General features: G+C 71.7%; 15 protein-coding genes. 11 read left to right on the forward strand and 4 right to left on the reverse strand.

The features are described from left to right. Window positions 1-50 precede the first annotated feature (50 nt). Window positions 51-3,539, forward strand: coding sequence for a transcription-repair coupling factor (gene mfd / locus ABG090_RS03215; RefSeq protein WP_347757466.1), 3,489 nt, complete (start codon window positions 51-53; stop codon window positions 3,537-3,539). Between the two features lie 5 nt (window positions 3,540-3,544). Here the strand turns inward: mfd and ABG090_RS03220 are convergent, their stop codons facing one another. After that, window positions 3,545-4,330, reverse strand: coding sequence for a M15 family metallopeptidase (locus ABG090_RS03220; RefSeq protein ID WP_347756346.1), 786 nt, complete (start codon window positions 4,328-4,330; stop codon window positions 3,545-3,547). Between the two features lie 99 nt (window positions 4,331-4,429). Between ABG090_RS03220 and ABG090_RS03225 the strand changes: the two genes are divergently transcribed. After that, window positions 4,430-5,119, forward strand: a complete 690-nt coding sequence (locus tag ABG090_RS03225) for a MazG family protein (protein WP_347756348.1) — start codon at window positions 4,430-4,432, stop codon at window positions 5,117-5,119. Window positions 5,120-5,322: 203 nt separating this feature from the next. Here the strand turns inward: ABG090_RS03225 and ABG090_RS03230 are convergent, their stop codons facing one another. Further along, window positions 5,323-6,270: an NAD(P)-dependent alcohol dehydrogenase gene (locus tag ABG090_RS03230; protein ID WP_347756349.1), complete on the reverse strand. Its 948-nt coding sequence runs from the start codon at window positions 6,268-6,270 to the stop codon at window positions 5,323-5,325. A gap of 157 nt (window positions 6,271-6,427) precedes the next feature. Here ABG090_RS03230 and ABG090_RS03235 point away from each other — a divergent pair, with 157 nt between their 5' ends. The 9 genes from ABG090_RS03235 to ABG090_RS03275 all read left to right on the forward strand — a co-directional run bounded on the left by ABG090_RS03235 (window position 6,428) and on the right by ABG090_RS03275 (window position 15,372). Continuing rightward, window positions 6,428-7,666, forward strand: a complete 1,239-nt coding sequence (locus tag ABG090_RS03235; protein ID WP_347756351.1) for an ATP phosphoribosyltransferase regulatory subunit — start codon at window positions 6,428-6,430, stop codon at window positions 7,664-7,666. Between the two features lie 134 nt (window positions 7,667-7,800). Further along, entirely contained in the window at window positions 7,801-9,081 is a 1,281-nt protein-coding gene (gene eno, locus ABG090_RS03240; RefSeq protein WP_347756353.1) for a phosphopyruvate hydratase, read from the forward strand. A 72-nt stretch (window positions 9,082-9,153) separates the two neighbouring features. Further along, window positions 9,154-9,606, forward strand: coding sequence for a septum formation initiator family protein (locus tag ABG090_RS03245; RefSeq protein WP_347756355.1), 453 nt, complete (start codon window positions 9,154-9,156; stop codon window positions 9,604-9,606). Continuing rightward, the gene (locus ABG090_RS03250) at window positions 9,603-10,139 is read left to right on the forward strand and encodes a DUF501 domain-containing protein (protein ID WP_347756357.1); all 537 of its coding nucleotides are present in this window, start codon (window positions 9,603-9,605) and stop codon (window positions 10,137-10,139) included. The genes ABG090_RS03245 and ABG090_RS03250 overlap by 4 nt, the downstream gene beginning before the upstream one ends. Before the next feature lie 53 nt (window positions 10,140-10,192). After that, window positions 10,193-11,527 (forward strand): NAD(P)/FAD-dependent oxidoreductase, encoded by a 1,335-nt coding sequence (locus ABG090_RS03255; protein ID WP_347756359.1) that lies wholly within the window; start codon window positions 10,193-10,195, stop codon window positions 11,525-11,527. A gap of 114 nt (window positions 11,528-11,641) precedes the next feature. Continuing rightward, complete coding sequence (locus tag ABG090_RS03260; protein WP_347756361.1) at window positions 11,642-12,286, forward strand: TetR family transcriptional regulator; 645 nt, start codon at window positions 11,642-11,644, stop codon at window positions 12,284-12,286. Then, window positions 12,286-13,500: an alanine racemase gene (locus tag ABG090_RS03265; RefSeq protein WP_347756363.1), complete on the forward strand. Its 1,215-nt coding sequence runs from the start codon at window positions 12,286-12,288 to the stop codon at window positions 13,498-13,500. Before ABG090_RS03260 ends, ABG090_RS03265 begins: the two co-directional genes overlap by 1 nt. Beyond that, window positions 13,497-14,789, forward strand: a complete 1,293-nt coding sequence (locus tag ABG090_RS03270) for a D-arabinono-1,4-lactone oxidase (protein WP_347756365.1) — start codon at window positions 13,497-13,499, stop codon at window positions 14,787-14,789. Before ABG090_RS03265 ends, ABG090_RS03270 begins: the two co-directional genes overlap by 4 nt. 34 nt (window positions 14,790-14,823) lie before the next feature. Further along, window positions 14,824-15,372, forward strand: a complete 549-nt coding sequence (locus tag ABG090_RS03275; RefSeq protein ID WP_347756367.1) for a LemA family protein — start codon at window positions 14,824-14,826, stop codon at window positions 15,370-15,372. 174 nt (window positions 15,373-15,546) lie between these two features. Here the strand turns inward: ABG090_RS03275 and ABG090_RS03280 are convergent, their stop codons facing one another. Both ABG090_RS03280 and ABG090_RS03285 read right to left on the reverse strand, forming a co-directional pair. Further along, entirely contained in the window at window positions 15,547-16,302 is a 756-nt protein-coding gene (locus ABG090_RS03280; protein WP_347756369.1) for an SDR family NAD(P)-dependent oxidoreductase, read from the reverse strand. A 117-nt stretch (window positions 16,303-16,419) separates the two neighbouring features. After that, window positions 16,420-17,640 carry a crosslink repair DNA glycosylase YcaQ family protein gene (locus ABG090_RS03285; protein ID WP_347756371.1) on the reverse strand — a complete coding sequence of 407 codons (1,221 nt, stop codon included), beginning with the start codon at window positions 17,638-17,640 and terminating at the stop codon, window positions 16,420-16,422. Window positions 17,641-17,658: the final 18 nt, after the last annotated feature.

Consider the following 17,658-nt stretch of genomic DNA (forward strand, 5'->3'; position numbering starts at 1 on the left):
GGGCGCTCGCACCCGTCGTCGAGGCATCGACCGGCGGAGCGCTCACCGGGATGGAGGCGATGCGTGCGCCCGTCGTGGCGACGCTCGCGCATCAGCACGATCGGCCCCTGCTGGTGATCACCGCCACCCGCCGCGAGGCCGAAGCCGTGCGCGATGACCTGTCGGCGTGGCTGCCGGAGGCGCAGATCCTCGAGCTGCCGGCCTGGGAGACGCTGCCCCATGAGCGGCTCAGCCCGTCGGCGGAGACGGTCGGCCAGCGCGGCGCCACGCTCCGCGCGGTGGCGGCGCGCGACACGGGCAGGCCGATGATCATCCTCGCCTCGGTGCGCGCCGCGCTTCAGCCCGTCGCCGACAACCTGCTCGACGTCGAGCCGGTGGAGCTGACGCTCGGCGCGCGCGGCATCGACCTCAGCGCCCTGGCACGCCAGCTCGTCGATCTCGCCTACTCGCGCGTGGACATGGTGACGCGGCGTGGCGAGTTCGCCGTCCGCGGCGGCATCGTCGACATCTTCAGCCCCGCAGAGGATCACCCGGTGCGCGTCGAGCTGTTCGGCGACGAGGTCGAGCAGATGCGCTGGTTCCACGTCGCCGACCAGCGCTCCGACCCGACGCCGGTCGAGCGCATCGTGCTCCCGCCGAGCCGCGAGCTGCTGCTCACGCCTGCGGTGCGCGCGCGGGCGAAGCAGCTCGCGCCGGAGTTCCCCGGCATCCAGCAGATGCTGGAGAAGATCGCCGAGGGCATCCCGGTGGAAGGCATGGAGTCGCTCGCGCCCGCGCTGCTCGAGCGGATGGTGCCGGTCACGCACTACCTGCCCGGTGCCGGCACCATCGTGCTGGGACCGGAGCGCATCCGCGACCGGGTGGCGAGCCTGAACGACACGAACCAGGAGTTCCTGGAGGCGGCCTGGAGCGCGGCGACCGCCGGCGGCAGCGCACCCGTCGACCTCTCGAGCGGGTTCCTGAGCCTGGACGAGTTGCGCGCAGCAGTGGAGACCCCCTGGTGGAGCTACTCGGTGCTCGCCGCCGATGACACGGTCACCGCGGTCGAGGGTGAGCCCGTGCCGAGCTTCACCGGCATCGCCGACGGGGCCGTCGCGCACCTTCGCGAGCGGGCCAGGGCCGGCTGGCGGATCATCGTGACCGCGGCAGGCCACGGCCTGGTGGAGCGCGCGGCGCAGGTGCTGGGCGAGCGCGAGGTCGCAGCGCGGATCGTCGAGGCGCTCCCGGCTGCCCTCGAACCCGGCATCGTGCACGTCACGCAGGCATCCATCGAGCACGGCTTCTCGCTGCCCGATGAGCGCATCGAGCTCGTGAGCGAGGCGGAGTTCTTCGGGCGCGCCGTCGGGGTCGACGCTCGTCAGCCGCACAAGCTCGCGGGCCGCCGCCGCTCGGTGGTCGACCCGCTGCAGCTGAAGGCCGGCGACTACGTCGTGCACGAGACCCACGGCGTCGGCCGCTTCGTCGAGCTCACGCAGCGCACCGTCTCGTCCGGCGGTCGCAACCCCGTCAAGACCACCCGCGAGTACCTCGTCATCGAGTACGCAGCCTCGAAGCGCGGCCATCCCGGCGACCGGCTCTCGGTGCCCACCGATCAGCTCGACCAGCTGAACCGCTACGTCGGCGGTGAGGCGCCGCAGCTGTCGAAGATGGGCGGCAGCGACTGGCAGCAGACGAAGTCGAAGGCGCGCAAGGCGGTGCGCGAGATCGCCGTCGAGCTCGTGCAGCTGTACTCGAAGCGCATGGCCTCGAAGGGGCGCAGGTTCGGGCCCGACAGCCCGTGGCAGCGCGAGCTGGAGGATGCCTTCCCCTATGCCGAGACCCCCGACCAGCTGACCACCATCGACGAGGTCAAGCGCGACATGGAGCGCGAGGTGCCGATGGATCGCCTGCTCTCCGGCGATGTCGGCTACGGCAAGACGGAGGTCGCCGTGCGCGCGGCGTTCAAGGCCGTGCAGGACGGCACGCAGGTCGCCGTGCTGGTCCCGACGACGCTCCTCGTGCGGCAGCACTTCGAGACTTTCGCCGCCCGCTTCGCCGGGTTCCCCGTGCACGTGCGCGCGCTCAGCCGCTTCCAGACCGACAAGGAGGTGCGCGAGACGATCGCCGGCATCACCGACGGCACCGTGGATGTCGTGATCGGCACCCATCGCCTGCTGTCCGACAACGTGCACTTCAAGGAGCTCGGCCTCGTCATCGTCGATGAGGAGCAGCGCTTCGGCGTGGAGCACAAGGAGCGGCTGAAGTCGCTGAAGACGAACGTCGACGTGCTCTCGATGTCGGCGACGCCCATCCCGCGCACCCTCGAGATGGCGGTGACCGGCATCCGCGAGATGTCGACGCTCGCGACGCCGCCGGAGGCTCGCCACCCGGTGCTGACCTTCGTCGGCGCCTACAACGAGCAGCAGGTCGCCGCCGCGATCCGTCGCGAGCTGCTGCGCGAGGGGCAGGTGTTCTTCGTGCACAACCGCGTCTCGTCGATCAACCGCGTCGCGGCGCAGCTGGCTGAGCTCGTGCCGGAGGCGCGCATCGGCGTCGCGCACGGCAAGATGGCCGAGACCGCGCTCGAGCGCGTGATCGTCGACTTCTGGGAGAAGCAGTACGACGTGCTCGTCTCCACCACCATCGTCGAGACCGGGCTCGACATCCCCAACGCCAACACCCTCATCGTCGACCGCGCCGAGCGCTATGGTCTCAGCCAGCTGCACCAGCTGCGCGGCCGTGTCGGCCGTGGTCGCGAGCGCGCCTACGCCTACTTCCTCTACGACGGCGAGACGCCGCTGTCGGAGACCGCGCACGACCGGCTCGAGACGATAGCCGTGCACAACGAGCTCGGCGCCGGCATGCAGGTCGCGCTCAAGGATCTCGAGATCCGCGGCGCCGGCAACCTGCTGGGCGGCGAGCAGTCCGGCCACATCGCGGGGGTGGGCTTCGACCTCTACCTGCGGATGGTGGGGGAGGCCGTCGCGGTGTTCCGCGGCGAGGAGGACGAGGGGCCGCGCGAGCTGCGCCTCGAGCTGCCGGTGGACGCGGTGATCCCGGAGGACTACGTGGACTCCGAACGGCTGCGGCTGGAGGCCTACCAGAAGCTGTCGGCGGCGGCGTCCGCGCGAGACGACAGCGCGATCGACCAGGTGCTCGACGAGCTGCGCGACCGCTACGGCGAGCCGCCCTCGCAGGTGGCGGCGCTCGTGGCCATCGCCCGGCTGCGGCGCAAGGCGCAGGCGGCGAAGCTGTCGGAGGTCATCACGGTCGGGCCGAACCTCCGGGTCGGGCCGGCAGAGCTCGCCGACTCCGTCCAGCTGCGGCTGCGACGCATGTATCCCGATGCCAAGCTCAACCCCACCGCCAAGACGCTCGTCGTGCCGATCCCGACCGCCGGGGGAGGCCGGCTCGCCGGCACGCAGGCCGAGCCGCTGCCCGACGTCGAGCTGGTCGCGTGGGTGGATGCGCTGCTGACGGCCATCTTCCCTCCGCCGAAGACCGAGACGGGGCCGGCGCCTCTCGATGCCAGCCCCGCCGCAGGGTCACCGTCGGACTGACCGTGTCAGATGCCGCAGCTCGGAGCTGACCAGTAGCTGCCGCCGTTGTCGACGTGGATGTGGTCGTGATGGTTCGGGTAGCCAGGACCGAGGATCACCGTGTTCGAGGTGTAGCGGGCCGCGAGCGCGATCTGACAGAGCGACTGGCCGCCCCCGCCGACGAGGTCCAGTGCCTTCCCGTAGGTGTGCTGGCCGGAGCCAGAGCCGCCGACCTGGCGGTCGCACGCCTTGCTGCGGAACCCGCTCGTGACCGTCAGCGGACGGTCGCCGAGGCGGTGCCGGATCGCCTCTGCGCGCCATATCGCGCGCAGCAGGTTCTGCCGCACGGTGGCTGCGCTGACGCTGCCTCCGGAGTACCCGCCCTGGCCGCAGCCGGCATCCACCTCGCTCCAGGAGAAGTGGGCAGGGCTGCAGTCGGCATCCTGCAGGCTGTAGATCTTCGAACGCGTCGCGGGGCCGAAGATGCCGTCCACCTGGAGCCCGTACGCCTGCTGGAAGTTCCTGACCGCGGTCGTCGTCGCCGGGCCGAAGGATCCGTCGATCGCGAGGTTCGTGCGATAGCCGCTCCAGCCGGCGACGCGCATCTGCAGCTCTCGCACGTCGGCGCCGCTGTCACCGGCGCTGAGCGTGCGCTGCCAGGTGTAGCAGGTGTCCGCCTCCGCGGGCGTCGCTGGCGCGGTGAGGATCGTGCCGCCGACGACGGCGACGGCGGCCGTCAATAGCGCGAGCGCTCGCCGAAGGCGCCGCTTCTTCGGCGGCGCGGTGATGGTGGGTGTGCTGTCGGTCTGCATCGACCTGACCTCTCGTGTCGGTTGCAAGGAACGTTCACGCTCCTCGCGTCGCCGCCGGGGGTCAATGGTGAGGACTCCCCATTGGCGTAGCCTGGATCGATGCACGCGGACTCGATGCACGCCGACTCGGCGCTCGACGATCTCGTCGCGGTCATGGCACGGCTGCGCGCGCCGGGCGGCTGCCCCTGGGATGCGGAGCAGACGCATGCATCGCTCGCGCCGTTCGCGATCGAGGAGGCGCACGAGCTCGCCGAGGCGATCGAGGCGGGCGACGACGCGGGCCTGCGCGAGGAGCTCGGCGACATGCTGCTCCAGGTCGTCTTCCACGCCGACATCGCGCGCGTCGATGACCGATTCGACCTCGAGGATGTCGCCCGCACGCTCACCGAGAAGCTGCGCAGACGCCACCCGCACGTGTTCGCCGACACGGCGGTCGATGGCGTCGCCGACGTGGTCGCGAACTGGGATGCCATCAAGCGCGCCGAGAAGCCCGAGCGCCAGAGTGCGCTGGACGGCATCCCCGCCAGCCTGCCGTCGCTCGCCCGGGCCGCGAAGCTCCTGAGTCGAGGACGGCGCGCGGGCCTGCTCCCTGCGGACGATGGCACGGTTGCGCTCACGCCCGACACCGAGGAGGCGCTCGGTCGGGCGCTGCTCAGCATGGTGCGCAGCGCTGCCGCCGACGGGCTCGACGCGGAGCGAGCGCTGCGCGGCGCCATCCGCGAGCTCGAGGCGGAGCTGCGAGTGCAGGAAGCCGCGCGGTCGGCGGTGCCCGGGGCAACCGAAGCGTGATCACCGCAGCGCAGCCGCAGCCGGCGGCGATCGACGCAGTCATCGCCCGGCGTCGCCGCGCGCTCCTCGCCGCCGTCGCGGTCACGGCGCGCGCTGCTCGTGCTCACGCCGGTGCTCCGGGGCAGCGCTCCCGATGATCCGTCGCCGCTTCACGCGCTGACGCAGCTGTCCCGCACGAGCCGCCCGGCGCGGCCCGTGCGGGGTCAGGGCCGCACGAGCACGTTGCCGACCTTGCGGCCGGAGTCGACGATCTCGTAGGCGTCAGCGATGTCGGCCAAAGGCAGTGCCTGCTGGATCACCGGGTCGAGGACACCCTGCTCCAGCAGCGGCAGGAGCCGCTCCACAAGCGCTGCGCTGCCGGGCGCGGTGCCGGCCTTGACCGGCCCTCGCGCTCGCAGCAGCTGCCCCAGGCTCGCGACCGCGAGCACCGCTGTGCCGCCCTCTCGCACCAGCGCACGCGCACTGGCCGGCGTGAGCGTGCCGACAGCATCGATGATCACGTCGAACCGACGCCCGAGGCCGACGGGATCGGTCGTGGTGTAGTCCACGTGCTCGTCGACGCCGAGCCGTTGCAGCAGCGCACGGTTGCGGTCGCTCGCAACGCCCGTCACGGTCGCCCCGGCCAGCTTCGCCAGCTGCACGGCGCTCGTCCCGACCGCCCCGGATGCACCGATCACGAGCACATCCTGGCCCGCCCGCAGCTTCGCGACGTCGTGCAGGAAGTGCCACGCGGTCGTTCCGCCGAACAGCGCGGCGGCGGCGGCATCGTGGGAGAGCGCCGCGGGCTTCCGCACGAGTCGACGCGCCTCGATCGCGACGAGCTCAGCATGCGCCCCCATGCGCGCGCCCGTCATGCCGGCGACCCCGTCGCCCACCGCCAACCCGGTCACCGCCGCGCCGACCGCGCCGACCGTGCCCGAGACCGCCATGCCGAGCACCCGGTTGCGGGGCCCGCGCAGACCGAGCGCGAGCCGCGCCGGCACGCCCATGCCGGCGGGGAAGCGTCCGCCCCGGATGCGCGCATCCCCCGACGTGACGGCAGCCGCTTCGACCCGCACCACCACCTGACCTCGCTTCGGTCGCGGGTCGGCGAGCTCGGTGATCCGCGCCACGGCCGGGGGGCCGTAGCGATCGACGACAGCGGCGCGCATGCGGCCTCCTCGGTGGGTCGGCGGGGTGGGTGACGACGCTATGCCGCCGCGGAGGCCTCCACAAGAGCGCGTCCGTTGGCCGCGCTGCCCGGACCGAGACGCGGAGAGGGGGCGGGGAGCGGGCCGAGTGGCCCGCGGCGTGCGGAACAATGGAGCCATGGCAACCCAGGTGAACCCGCCCCGCGGCATGCGCGACTTCCTGCCGGTCGAGAAGCGCGTGCGCGACCGTGTGCTCCGCGTCATCCGAGGCGCCTACGAGCACCACGGCTTCGAGGAGATCGAGACGCCGGTGGTGGAGGATGCCGCGCGCCTGCACGCCGGTCTCGGCGGCGACAACGAGAAGCTCGCCTTCGCCGTCATGCGCCGCGGACTGACGCTGGACGATCTGCGCACCGCAGAGGCCCCGCTCGAGCTGGCCGATCTCGGCCTGCGCTTCGACCTCACGGTGCCGCTGGCGCGATTCATCGCGACCCATCGGTCGAGCCTGCCGCCGGTCTTCCGGGCCATCCAGATCGCGCCGGTCTGGCGGGCGGAGCGTCCGCAGCGCGGCCGCTACCGCCAGTTCATGCAGTGCGACATCGATATCGCGGGCGATCCCGGCATCACCGCGGAGCTCGAGCTGCTGGCGGCGACGGGCGATGCGCTGACGCGGCTCGGCGTCCCCGATGCGTTCATCCGCATCAACGACCGACGCATCCTGTTCGCCGCGCTCGCGCACGCGGGCATCGCACCAGCGCTGCACGAGGCCGCACTGATCACCGTCGACAAGCTCGACAAGATCGGCGCCGACGGCGTCACGGCCGAGCTCGCCGAGCGCGGCGTCGACGGCCAGCGGCTGCTGGCGACGCTGGAGGCCATCCGGGCGGGAGAGCCCACGGATGGGGGCGGCACGCTCGACGGCTTCGATGCCGCGGTGCTCGAGCCCGTGCGGGAGCTGCTGGGCGCGAACGCCGGGATCCGACTGGAGTTCGATCCCACCCTCGTGCGCGGCATGGGCTACTACACCGGCCCCATCTTCGAGATCGCGCACCCCGACCTGCCGTTCTCGATCGGCGGCGGCGGCCGCTACGACGGGATGGTGGGACGCTTCCTCGGGCGTGAGCTGCCCGCGGTCGGGATCTCGCTCGGCTTCGAGCGGCTCGTCGACCTCGTGAGCCTGCCGCAGGACGACGGCGGCGAGACGATCGCGCTGCTGCTCGACAAGGCGGTCGATCCCGCCGACGCGGTCGCGATCAAGCGCGATCTCGTGGCCGCCGGCCAGACCGTGCGCATGCAGCGCCGCTCCAAGAACGTGACCGGCCTGCTCGAGCAGCTCGCGGCGTCCGGTGCGACGCACTTCGCCGTCGTCCGCGCCGGCGACTCCGCCGCCACCCTCGAGGTCAAGCCCATCGGCTGACGCCCGGCGCCCGCGCGGGTGCGTGCACGGGCGACGGGCCAGCGTCGATCGGCCCGTGTGGGCGGATGCGCTGAGGGCTAGGCTCGAAACACGGCCCACCGTTGAACTCCGTCAATCCCAAGCAAGGAGCACTTGTGGCACTCATCGACACCCTGCAGGCTCGCGAGATCCTCGATTCCCGCGGCAACCCGACCGTGGAGGTCGAGGTGCTGCTCTCCGACGGCTCCGTCGGCCGCGCGGCGGTTCCCTCCGGAGCCTCCACCGGCGCGTTCGAGGCCTACGAGCTGCGCGACGCCGATGACGCCCGCTACCTCGGCAAGGGCGTCGAGCAGGCCGTCGACGCCGTGAACGAGGAGATCGCCGAGGCGATCGAGGGCATGGTCGCCGACGATCAGCGCATCATCGACTCGACGCTCATCGAGCTGGACGGCAGCGACAACAAGAAGAACCTCGGCGCGAACGCCATCCTGGGCGTCTCGCTCGCGGTCGCGAAGGCTGCCGCCGACTCGTCGAGCCTGCCGCTGTTCCGCTACCTCGGCGGGCCGAACGCCTTCCTGCTGCCCGTGCCGATGATGAACGTCATCAACGGCGGCGCGCACGCCGACACCGGCGTCGACGTGCAGGAGTTCATGATCCTGCCGATCGGTGCCGAGTCGTTCCGCGAGGGGCTGCGCTGGGGCGCGGAGACCTATCACGTGCTGAAGTCGATCCTCAAGGAGCAGGGCCTCGCGACCGGGCTCGGCGACGAAGGCGGCTTCGCTCCCGACCTGCCCAGCAACCGCAAGGCGCTCGACCTGCTGATGCAGGCGATCGAGAAGGCGGGCTTCACGCCCGGCTCCGACATCGCGCTCGGCATGGATGTCGCCGCGACCGAGTTCTTCGACAACGGCGTCTACCGCTTCGAGGGTCGGGAGCGCTCGAGCGCCGAGCTCACCGACTACTACACCGAGCTCGTCGGCGCCTACCCGCTCGTCACCATCGAGGACCCGCTCGACGAGGAGGACTGGGACGGCTGGAGCGCGATGACCGACCAGCTGGGCGACCGCGTGCAGATCGTCGGCGACGACCTCTTCGTGACGAACCCCGAGCGGCTGACGGACGGCATCGACCGCGGCGCCGCCAACGCGCTGCTCGTCAAGGTCAACCAGATCGGCACGCTCTCCGAGACGCTGGACGCGATCCGCATCGCGACCAAGGCAGGCTACGGCTCGGTGCTCTCGCACCGCTCCGGCGAGACCGAAGACACCACGATCGCCGACATCGCCGTGGCGGTGAACTGCGGCCAGATCAAGACCGGCGCCCCGGCCCGCAGCGAGCGCGTCGCGAAGTACAACCAGCTGCTGCGCATCGAGGAGGACCTGGGCGACGCCGCCGAGTACGCCGGCGCCGGCGCCTACCCGCGCTTCCAGGGCTGAGGCGCGCGCCGCATCAGCGAGCGATAGGCGGTTCGACCGTCGCAGGAGGGCACCCGCCGGTAGCATCGGCGGGTGCCCTCCTCGTCTGACGTCGCCCTCGGGCAGCTGCGCGTGTCGTGGCTGCTGCTGATCGCGGTCGGGCTCGTCGTGGCGGGATTCGTCGTGCTGGCGCCGACGGTCGGGCTGCTGCTGGAGCAGCGTCGCGACATCGCCGCGCTCGAGGCGCAGGTGGCGGAGCAGCAGCAGCACGTCGACACCCTCGAGGCTGACGTGGCCCGCTGGGACGACCCCGCCTACATCGAGGCGCAGGCGCGTGACCGGCTCTTCTTCGTCTACCCGGGCGAGACGAGCTTCGTCCTGCTCGATGACCGCTCGGCGCTCGAGACCGCCTCCGGCGAGGTGCCCTCCGCCACCCTCGAGACCCCCAGCAGCGACTGGCCGGCAGCGGTCGCGTCGTCGTTCCTGCTCGCTGGCCTGACCGACCAGGCGCCGACCTCGGTCGGCCCCGTCCCGGAGCCGCAATGACCGACCGCTCGATCGACCCCGCGACCGACCGCGACCTCGAGATCATGGCGGCGCAGCTCGGCCGCACGATGCGCGGGGTGCTCGGTGTCGGCGCCCGCTGCGCGTGCGGCGCGCCCACCGTGGTCGTGACGAGCCCCCGGCTGCCCGACGGCACACCCTTCCCGACCTTCTACTACCTCACCCATCCGGGTGCCACCGCGGCCGCATCCCGGCTGGAGGCCGACGGCACCATGGCCGAGCTGCAGGAGCAGCTGACGGATCCGGCGATCGCCGAGGCGTACGCCGCGGCGCATGCCGCGTATCTCGCCGACCGCGAGGCGCACGGGCACGTGGAGGAGATCGCGGGCATCAGCGCGGGCGGCATGCCGACGCGTGTGAAGTGCCTGCACGCGGTGCTGGCGCACTCGCTCGTGGCGGGGCCGGGCGTCAATCCGATCGGGGACCGCACGCTCGAGCTGAGCGGTTGGTCGCCGGCGGTGTGCGTGTGCGCACCCGACGCCCGCGGCACCGCGGACGTCCCGCGCGCATCCTGAGGACGGTAGAATCGGATGCAATCCACATCTGATACCGGGGAAGAAGTGCGTCTGTGAACAAGATCCTGATCGTTGGCGGCGGTTACGCCGGCCTCTACACCGCTCGCGGGCTCGAGCGTCAGCTCGGCAGCGCTGAGGCGGAGATCACCGTCGTCGACCCGCTGCCCTACATGACCTACCTCCCGTTCCTGCCGGAGGTGGCCGCCGGCTCGATCGAGCCGCGTCACATCGTGGTGCCGCTGCGCAGCCACCTGCAGCGCAGCAAGATCGTGCAGGCGAAGGTCACGAACGTCGACCACGCGAACAAGGTCGCCACGATCAAGCCGGAGTTCGGTGACGAGCGCACGCTCGACTACGACGTCATCGTGATGACCGCCGGGTCGGTGTCGCGCACGTTCCCGATCCCGGGCGTCGCCGACGAGGCGATCGGCATGAAGACGATCGAGGAGGCCGCGGCCGTCCGCGACCGTCTCATCTCCAACTTCGCGAAGGCAGCGGCGCTGCCCGCGGGCCCCGAGCGCGATCGGCTGCTCACCGTCGCGGTCATCGGTGGCGGCTACGCCGGCATCGAGACGATCGCCGAGCTGCGCGACTTCGCCACGGACCTCCTCTCGCGCTTCCGCGAGATCAGCTTCGACGAGGTGCAGTTCCACCTCGTCGAGGCTATGGGCCGGGTCATGCCGGAGGTGAGCGAGGAGACCGCGCTCTGGGTGGTCGAGGACCTGCGTAAGCGCGGCGTCCACGTGCACCTCGAGACGCAGCTGCAGAGCGCCGTCGACGGCGTGTGCGAGCTCTCCACCGGCGACCGCTTCGCTTCGAACCTGATCATCTGGACCGCCGGTGTCATGGCCAACCCGGTCGTACGTGCCACCGACCTGCCGCTCGACGAGCGCGGTCGCATCACCGCGCTCGCGACCCTGCAGGTCGCGCGGGACGGCGACGTGGTGCCGGACGCCTGGACCGCAGGCGACGTCTCGGCAGTGCCCGACCTCTCCAGCACCCCGGGGCCGGGCGGCTTCTGCGTGCCGAACGCGCAGCACGCCGTGCGCCAGGCCAAGCTGCTCGCGAAGAACATCGTCGCCGTGCTGCGTGGCGAGGCGCCGCGCGAGTACATCCACGCCAACGCGGGTGCCGTTGCCGGGCTCGGCCTCTGGAACGGCGTGTTCCAGAAGGGCAAGCTGGCCATCAAGGGACCGCTCGCCTGGCTCGCGCACCGCGGCTACCACGGCCTCGCGATGCCGATGTGGGAGCGCAAGTGGCGCGTGTTCGGTGACTGGTGGAACCAGTTCTGGCTGGGCCGCGACATCGCTGAGCTGTCCGAGCGCGAGCAGCCGCGTGCCGCGTTCGAGACCTTCGCATCGCGCCCGAAGCCGAAGGTCGACGCATAGAAGCCTGAGCCTTGCTCCACCAGCGCCGCGCCCTGCACCGCAGGGCGCGGCGCTGTCGTATGGTTGGTCTTGGACAATCGTCCAGGAACCGTGCAGGGACCATCGGGAGTTCGCGTGGCGAGGAAAGCGGCAGCGGAGCGGCGCAGGGATCTCATCGAGGCGGGGCTCAGGGTGATCGCGCGCGAGGGCATCCACGGAGCGACGGTCCGCGCGATCGTCGCCGAGGCCGGCGTGCCGCTCGCGACCTTCCACTACGTCTTCCACTCCCGCGACGAGATGATCGGCGAGGCCTACGCCTACGTGGTGCTGCCGGACCCGGATGCACAGGAGCCGCGCCTGCCCGCGAACGCGACGCTGGTCGAGGTCATCCGGGCGCTGATGGAGGAATGGATCGAGCAGCTCGTCGCCCGACCCGAGTACGAGCTCGCGATCATGGAGATCATGGCCTACTGCCGGCGCTCGCCCGAGCTGGAGCACCTGCCGGGCACGGTGCAGCGCCGCTACGTGGAGGCGGTGTCGGGGCTGCTTGCGATGGTCTGCGAGCGCACCGGCGTCGAGTCGGCTCGGCCGCTCGAAGAGCTCGCGACGCTCGTGCTGCACGTCAGCGACGGCGTGACCTATCACCTGCTGCGCACCGGGGATGCGGATGCCGCGCGGCGCTACATCGACGATGCCGCGCCCATGCTGGCGGCGGCGATCGGGCACGGTGCGACGGTGAGCCTCGCGGCACAGCCTGGCGCGGACGACGGTGCCGACTGATGACGCTCGAGCTCATCGATGCGCGCCCGTGGGTCGCCGAGGGCCACTGGGAGCGGCTGGATGCCGCGGTCGCACACCTCGACGGGCCGCTGGTGGCGGTCTCGCACGAGGCGCTCGCGCACAATGCTCGCGACATGGTGCGGCGAGCGAACGGCGTGCCGCTGCGGCTTGCGAGCAAGTCGGTGCGGAGCCGAGCCGTGACGGAGGCGGTGCTGCGCCTTCCCGGCTGGCGAGGCGTGCTCGCCGCGACCCTCTCGGAGGCCATCTGGCTGTCGGCCACGGTGGACGACGTGCTGCTGGGGTATCCGACGGTCGATCGCGGCGGCATCCGCGCGCTTGCCGCCGATGAGCGCGCGCTCGAGCGCGTCACGCTCATGATCGACAGCGTCGAGCACCTCGACTGCATCGACGCCGCGGCACCGGGCCATCCAGAGATCCGGATCGCGATCGAGCTCGACTCCGGGCTGCGCTTCGGGCCGCTGCGGGCAGGGGTGCGGCGATCGCCGCTGCGGACCCCCGAGCAGGTCCGGGCCATGGCACGCCTGGTCGTCGGCCGCGCTGGCTTCCGACTGGTCGGCATGATGTCCTATGAAGCGCAAGTCGCCGGCGTGCAGAACGGCCACCGGCGCGGCGCGATGCCGGCGCTCGCGGTGCGCGCAATGCAGCGGCTGTCGGTCAGCGACCTGCTCGAACGCCGCAGCGCCGCGGTCGCCGCTGTGCGCGCGGAGGCTCCGCTCGAGTTCGTCAACGGCGGCGGCACCGGATCCATCGAGAGCACCGGGAGCGATCCCGCGGTCACGGAGATCGCCGCAGGCAGCGGGCTGTTCGGTGCGCACCTCTTCGACGGGTATCGGCGCTTCTCGCCCGCGCCGGCGCTCGCCTTCGCGCTGCCGGTCGTACGGAAGCCCGCCGCGGGCGTCGCGACCCTGCTCGGCGGCGGCTGGATCGCCTCCGGACCGCACGGCCGCGACCGCAGCCCCGTGATCGCGTGGCCGCCCGACCTCAGGCTCGACCCCGCCGAGGGCGCGGGGGAGGTGCACACGCCGGTGCTGGGCTCGGCAGCGGATCGGCTGCGCCTGGGCGACCGCGTCTGGATGCGGAGCGCGAAGTCCGGCGAGCCGAACGAACGCGTGCGCGAGCTGCAGCTCGTGCGCGGCGATGCGGTGGTCGGCAGCGTTCCCACCTATCGTGGCGAGGGGAGGCAATTGCTGTGACATGGACGAACTGGGCGCGCTCGCACCGCGCCGAGCCCACCTGGATCCACGCACCGACGACGGTGGACGGCGTGCGCCGCGCGATCGCCCGGGTGCGCGAGTGCCGTGGCACCGTGAGGCCGCTCGGCAGCGGCCACTCCTTCTCGGCCGCGGCACGACCGGACGACGCCCACCTCACGGTCGACGCGCTCTCCGGGCTGGTCGAGCTCGATCGACCGCGCGGCCGGGTCACGGTGCTCGCCGGCACGACGATCCGTGACCTCTGCGCGCTGCTGGCCGAGCACGGGCTCGCGCTCGACAACCTCGGCGACATCGACCGGCAGACGATCGCGGGCGCGATCTCGACCGGCACCCACGGCACCGGCCTCCGCCACCGCTCGATCGGCGCATCCGTCGTCGCCGCGACGCTCGTGACCGCCGACGGCGGCGTGCTGCGCGTGAGCGAGACCGAGCGGCCAGAGCTGCTGCCCGCCGTGCGTCTCGGCCTCGGCGTGCTCGGCGTGCTCGTCGACGTGACGCTGCAGTGCGTGCCCGCCTTCGCGCTCGAGGCGATCGAGGCCCCCGTGAGCCTCGACGGCGTGCTCGACGACTGGATGGGGCTGCTGCAGCGCTCCGATCACTTCGAGTTCTTCTGGTTCGCGGGCACCTCGCTCGCCGTGACGAAGTCGAACCGCCGCGTCGACGGGCCGCTCGCGCCGCGCTCCGCCATCGGCCGATTCGTGGACGAGCGGCTGCTCACCGACATCGGCCACCGCGCACTCCTGACGCTCGGCGCGCTGGCTCCGGCCACCTCGCTGGCGATCAACGAGCTCTCCGCGCGGATCATGGCCCGCGGTCGCTTCGTCGAGCCCAGCCACCAGGTCTTCGTCGCCGACCGCTCCGTGCGCTTCCGGGAGCTCGAGTACGGCATCCCTGTCGCGGCGCTGCCCGATGCGCTGCGCGAGATCGATCGCGCGCTCCGACACGCGAACCTCGTGCCGACCTTCCCGTTCGAGATGCGCGCGATCGCCGCTGACGATGCGCTGCTGTCGACCGCGAACGGTCGCGACACCGCATACATCGCCGCGCATCGCTGGTGGCGGGAGGATCCGCGGCCGCTGTTCGAGCTCGTCGAGCCGATCCTGCTCGCGCACGACGGCCGGCCGCACTGGGGCAAGCACCATTCGCTGCGTGCCGCGCAGCTGGCCGAACGCGTGCCGGGCTTCGCGGAGTTCCTCGCCGTGCGCGACGAGCTGGACCCCGATCGCATCTTCGCGAGCGACTGGACGCGGAGGGTGCTCGGCGACTGAGAGCGCGCCGCGCGATCGTCCTAGAGTGGACGCCATGGAATCCCTCCTCGCCCTCTGGATCGTCATCGGTGCGGTGCTCGTCATCGCGCTCCTCGCGCTCGTGTGGATCGTCGCTGCGCGCGGATCGATCCGTCGACTCGGCACCGCGGTGGATGAGCGGTGGGCGGCCCTCGCCGCGGTGCTCGAGCAGCGGAGTTCCGTCACCGAGCCGCTGCTGGCCGGAGCGCCGGAACAGGATCGGAAGCGGGTCGCGGATGCGTTCGTGGCGATCGAGACTGCCGATCGACCCTCCGCGAAGGCGGCGGCGGAGGCCGAGGTGCAGCGGGTGCTGCGTCCCTTCATGCAGGCGGCGGGATCGCAGCCGCTCGGCTCGGCCACGGCGGAGGCGCGCGCGTCGCTCACCGCGCTCGACGACGAGACGCAGGCGCGCAGGCGCGACTACAACACGGCGGCTCGCGAGCTGAACGCGAAGGCTCGTCGTTTCCCGTCGTCGATGTTCGCGGCCTCGGTCGCCGCGCCGCGCGAGTTCTTCGAGGTCGACCACTCGAACGCGGTCGCAGAGCCCCCCCGCATCCAGTTCTGATGGCGCAGGGCTCAATGCGCGAAGCGCGTTGAGCCCGGAGCCATCAGGGCTGAGGAGCGCACGCCGCAGGCGCGCGCGTCGCGAAGCCTAGCCCTGCCGTGTCAACGCGCGCAGCGCGTTCCGTCCTCCGCCATCACGGCTGAGGAGCGCGCCGCAGGCGCGCGTCCATCGGTGTCAGACGCCGCGTCGGGGGATTCGCGCAGTCAGAGCCCCGTCGACGACAACTTCCGCGCCAGTGACATAGCTCGCGCTCGGAGACGCGAGGAACGCGACCACCTTCGCGATCTCGTCCGGACGTGCCGCACGACCGAGCGGAATATCGAAGGAGCTCGGATCGACACGCGAGGTCATCGAGGTCGGCACAAGCCCCGGCAGAACCGTGTTGACGCGGACCCCGTCGGCGGCCAGTTCGACCGCCATCGACTGGCCCAGACCGCGCAGCCCCGCCTTCGATGCCGCGTAGGCGTGCAGGCCTTCTCTCCCGCGGACGGCATCAATCGACGATACGTTGACGATTGCCCCACCGCCGCCGCGCTTCATCACGGGGGCGACGGTCCGACTTCCGAGAAACGGACCAGTGAGGTTCGTTTCCAGCACTGTCTCCCACTGTGCTCGCGAGGTGCGGCCCAAAGGTGCCGAGAACCCGAGGCCTGCGTTGTTCACCAGGATGTCCAAACTGCCGTGGCGCCGCGCGGTCGCAGCGACGACTGCCTTCCACTGTCCTTCGTCGGTGACATCGAGACCTGCGGCATCCGCATCGAGGGAGGAAGCCACGGACCGCGCACGACGTTCGACCGCGTCTGTGACCACGACGACACAGCCCATATCGGCGAGCGCCCGCGCGATCGCCTCCCTGATTCCGCGGCCCGCGCCTGTCACAAGCGCAACGGGTGCCCGATCGGTGCGACCTGTCGGCAAGGCGTTGAGCACGAAGCAATGATGGCAGACCAGCCATCATCTCGACGCTCGCGGATGAGCCCGTCCGATGTGCAGTCACAGATGCGCGAAGCGCTTGGACTCCTCCTGGCAAGACTTCTTCGACACGGCCTAGAAGCGCCCCACCGCCTCGGCGACCTCCTTGGCCCACGTCCCCCGCCCGGCGACCTCCACCCGGTCGAGCCCCTGCCACGCCGCGGCCTCGGCGAGCGCGGGAGCGAGCCGCCCGGCGAGCGCTTCGGCGCGATCCGTGTGCCCCGGCTCGATCGTGGCGTGCTGCACGCGCAGCACACCCGCCCGACGATCGCTCTTGAGGTCGACGCGCCCGACCAGCTCGTCGTCGATGAGCACCGGCAGCACGTAGTAGCCGTGCTCGCGCTGCGCTGCCGGGGTGTAGATCGAGATGCGGTACGCGAAGCCGAACATCCGCTCGGCTCTCGGGCGGAACCACACCAGCGGATCGAACGGCGACAGCAGCGCCGTGGAGCGCACGCGGCGCGGCATCCTGGTGCCGACGCGGAGGAACGCGGGCCGCGCCCAGCCATCGACTGCGACGGGCTCGAGCTCGCCCGCGTCGACGAGATCCGCGACGGCGGCGCGCGCATCGGCGACCTTCAGCCGGTAGTAGTCGGCGAGGTCGTCGAGCGTCGCCACGCCGAACGCGCGGGAGGCACGGCGCACGAGCTCACGCTGCGCATCCGCGCGTGCGATCACGGACTGCGCCTCGCGCGGCAGCACCGCGTCCGCCGCCGCGTAGCGACGCTCGAAGCGTGACCGCCCGACGGTGACGAGGTCGCCACGCCGGAAGAGCACCGTGGTCGCCCAGTAGGCGTCGGACTTGTTCCACCAGCCGCCCGGCAGCCGCTCGTGCGCGGGGTGCTCCATCTCGCTCGGGCGCATCGGACCGCGCTCGGTGAACTCCGCCAGCACGTCATCGATGAGGCTCGCCTTCGCCGCCGCCCAACGCTCGTCGCCGGGTCGCATCGGCTGCTCGCGCTTCCAGCGCCAGAGCGGCCAGTCGGCGACCGGGATGACAGCGGCCTCGTGCGCCACGAACTCGGTGTAGCCGCCCAGCCCGCGCCCGTGGTCGTGGTGCAGCAGCCGATCGAGCGCACGTCGGTCGTACGGGCCGAGCCGGGCGAGCAGCGGCAGGTAGTGGCTGCGCTCGAACACTTTGACGGAGTCGAGCTGCAGGAGGCCCAGCGATGCGATCGTGCGCTCGATCGTGCGACGACCGGCACGGCCGCGCTCACCGGGCAGCGCACCGTCGAGGCCACCTGCGGCGATGGCGATGCGGCGGGCCTGCGCGGCCGAGATCCTGCGAGTCGTCACGAGTCGTGAGGCTAGCAA

It is taken from the genome of Agrococcus sp. ProA11, from assembly GCF_039880525.1.
Classification (GTDB): Bacteria; Actinomycetota; Actinomycetes; order Actinomycetales; family Microbacteriaceae; genus Agrococcus; species Agrococcus chionoecetis.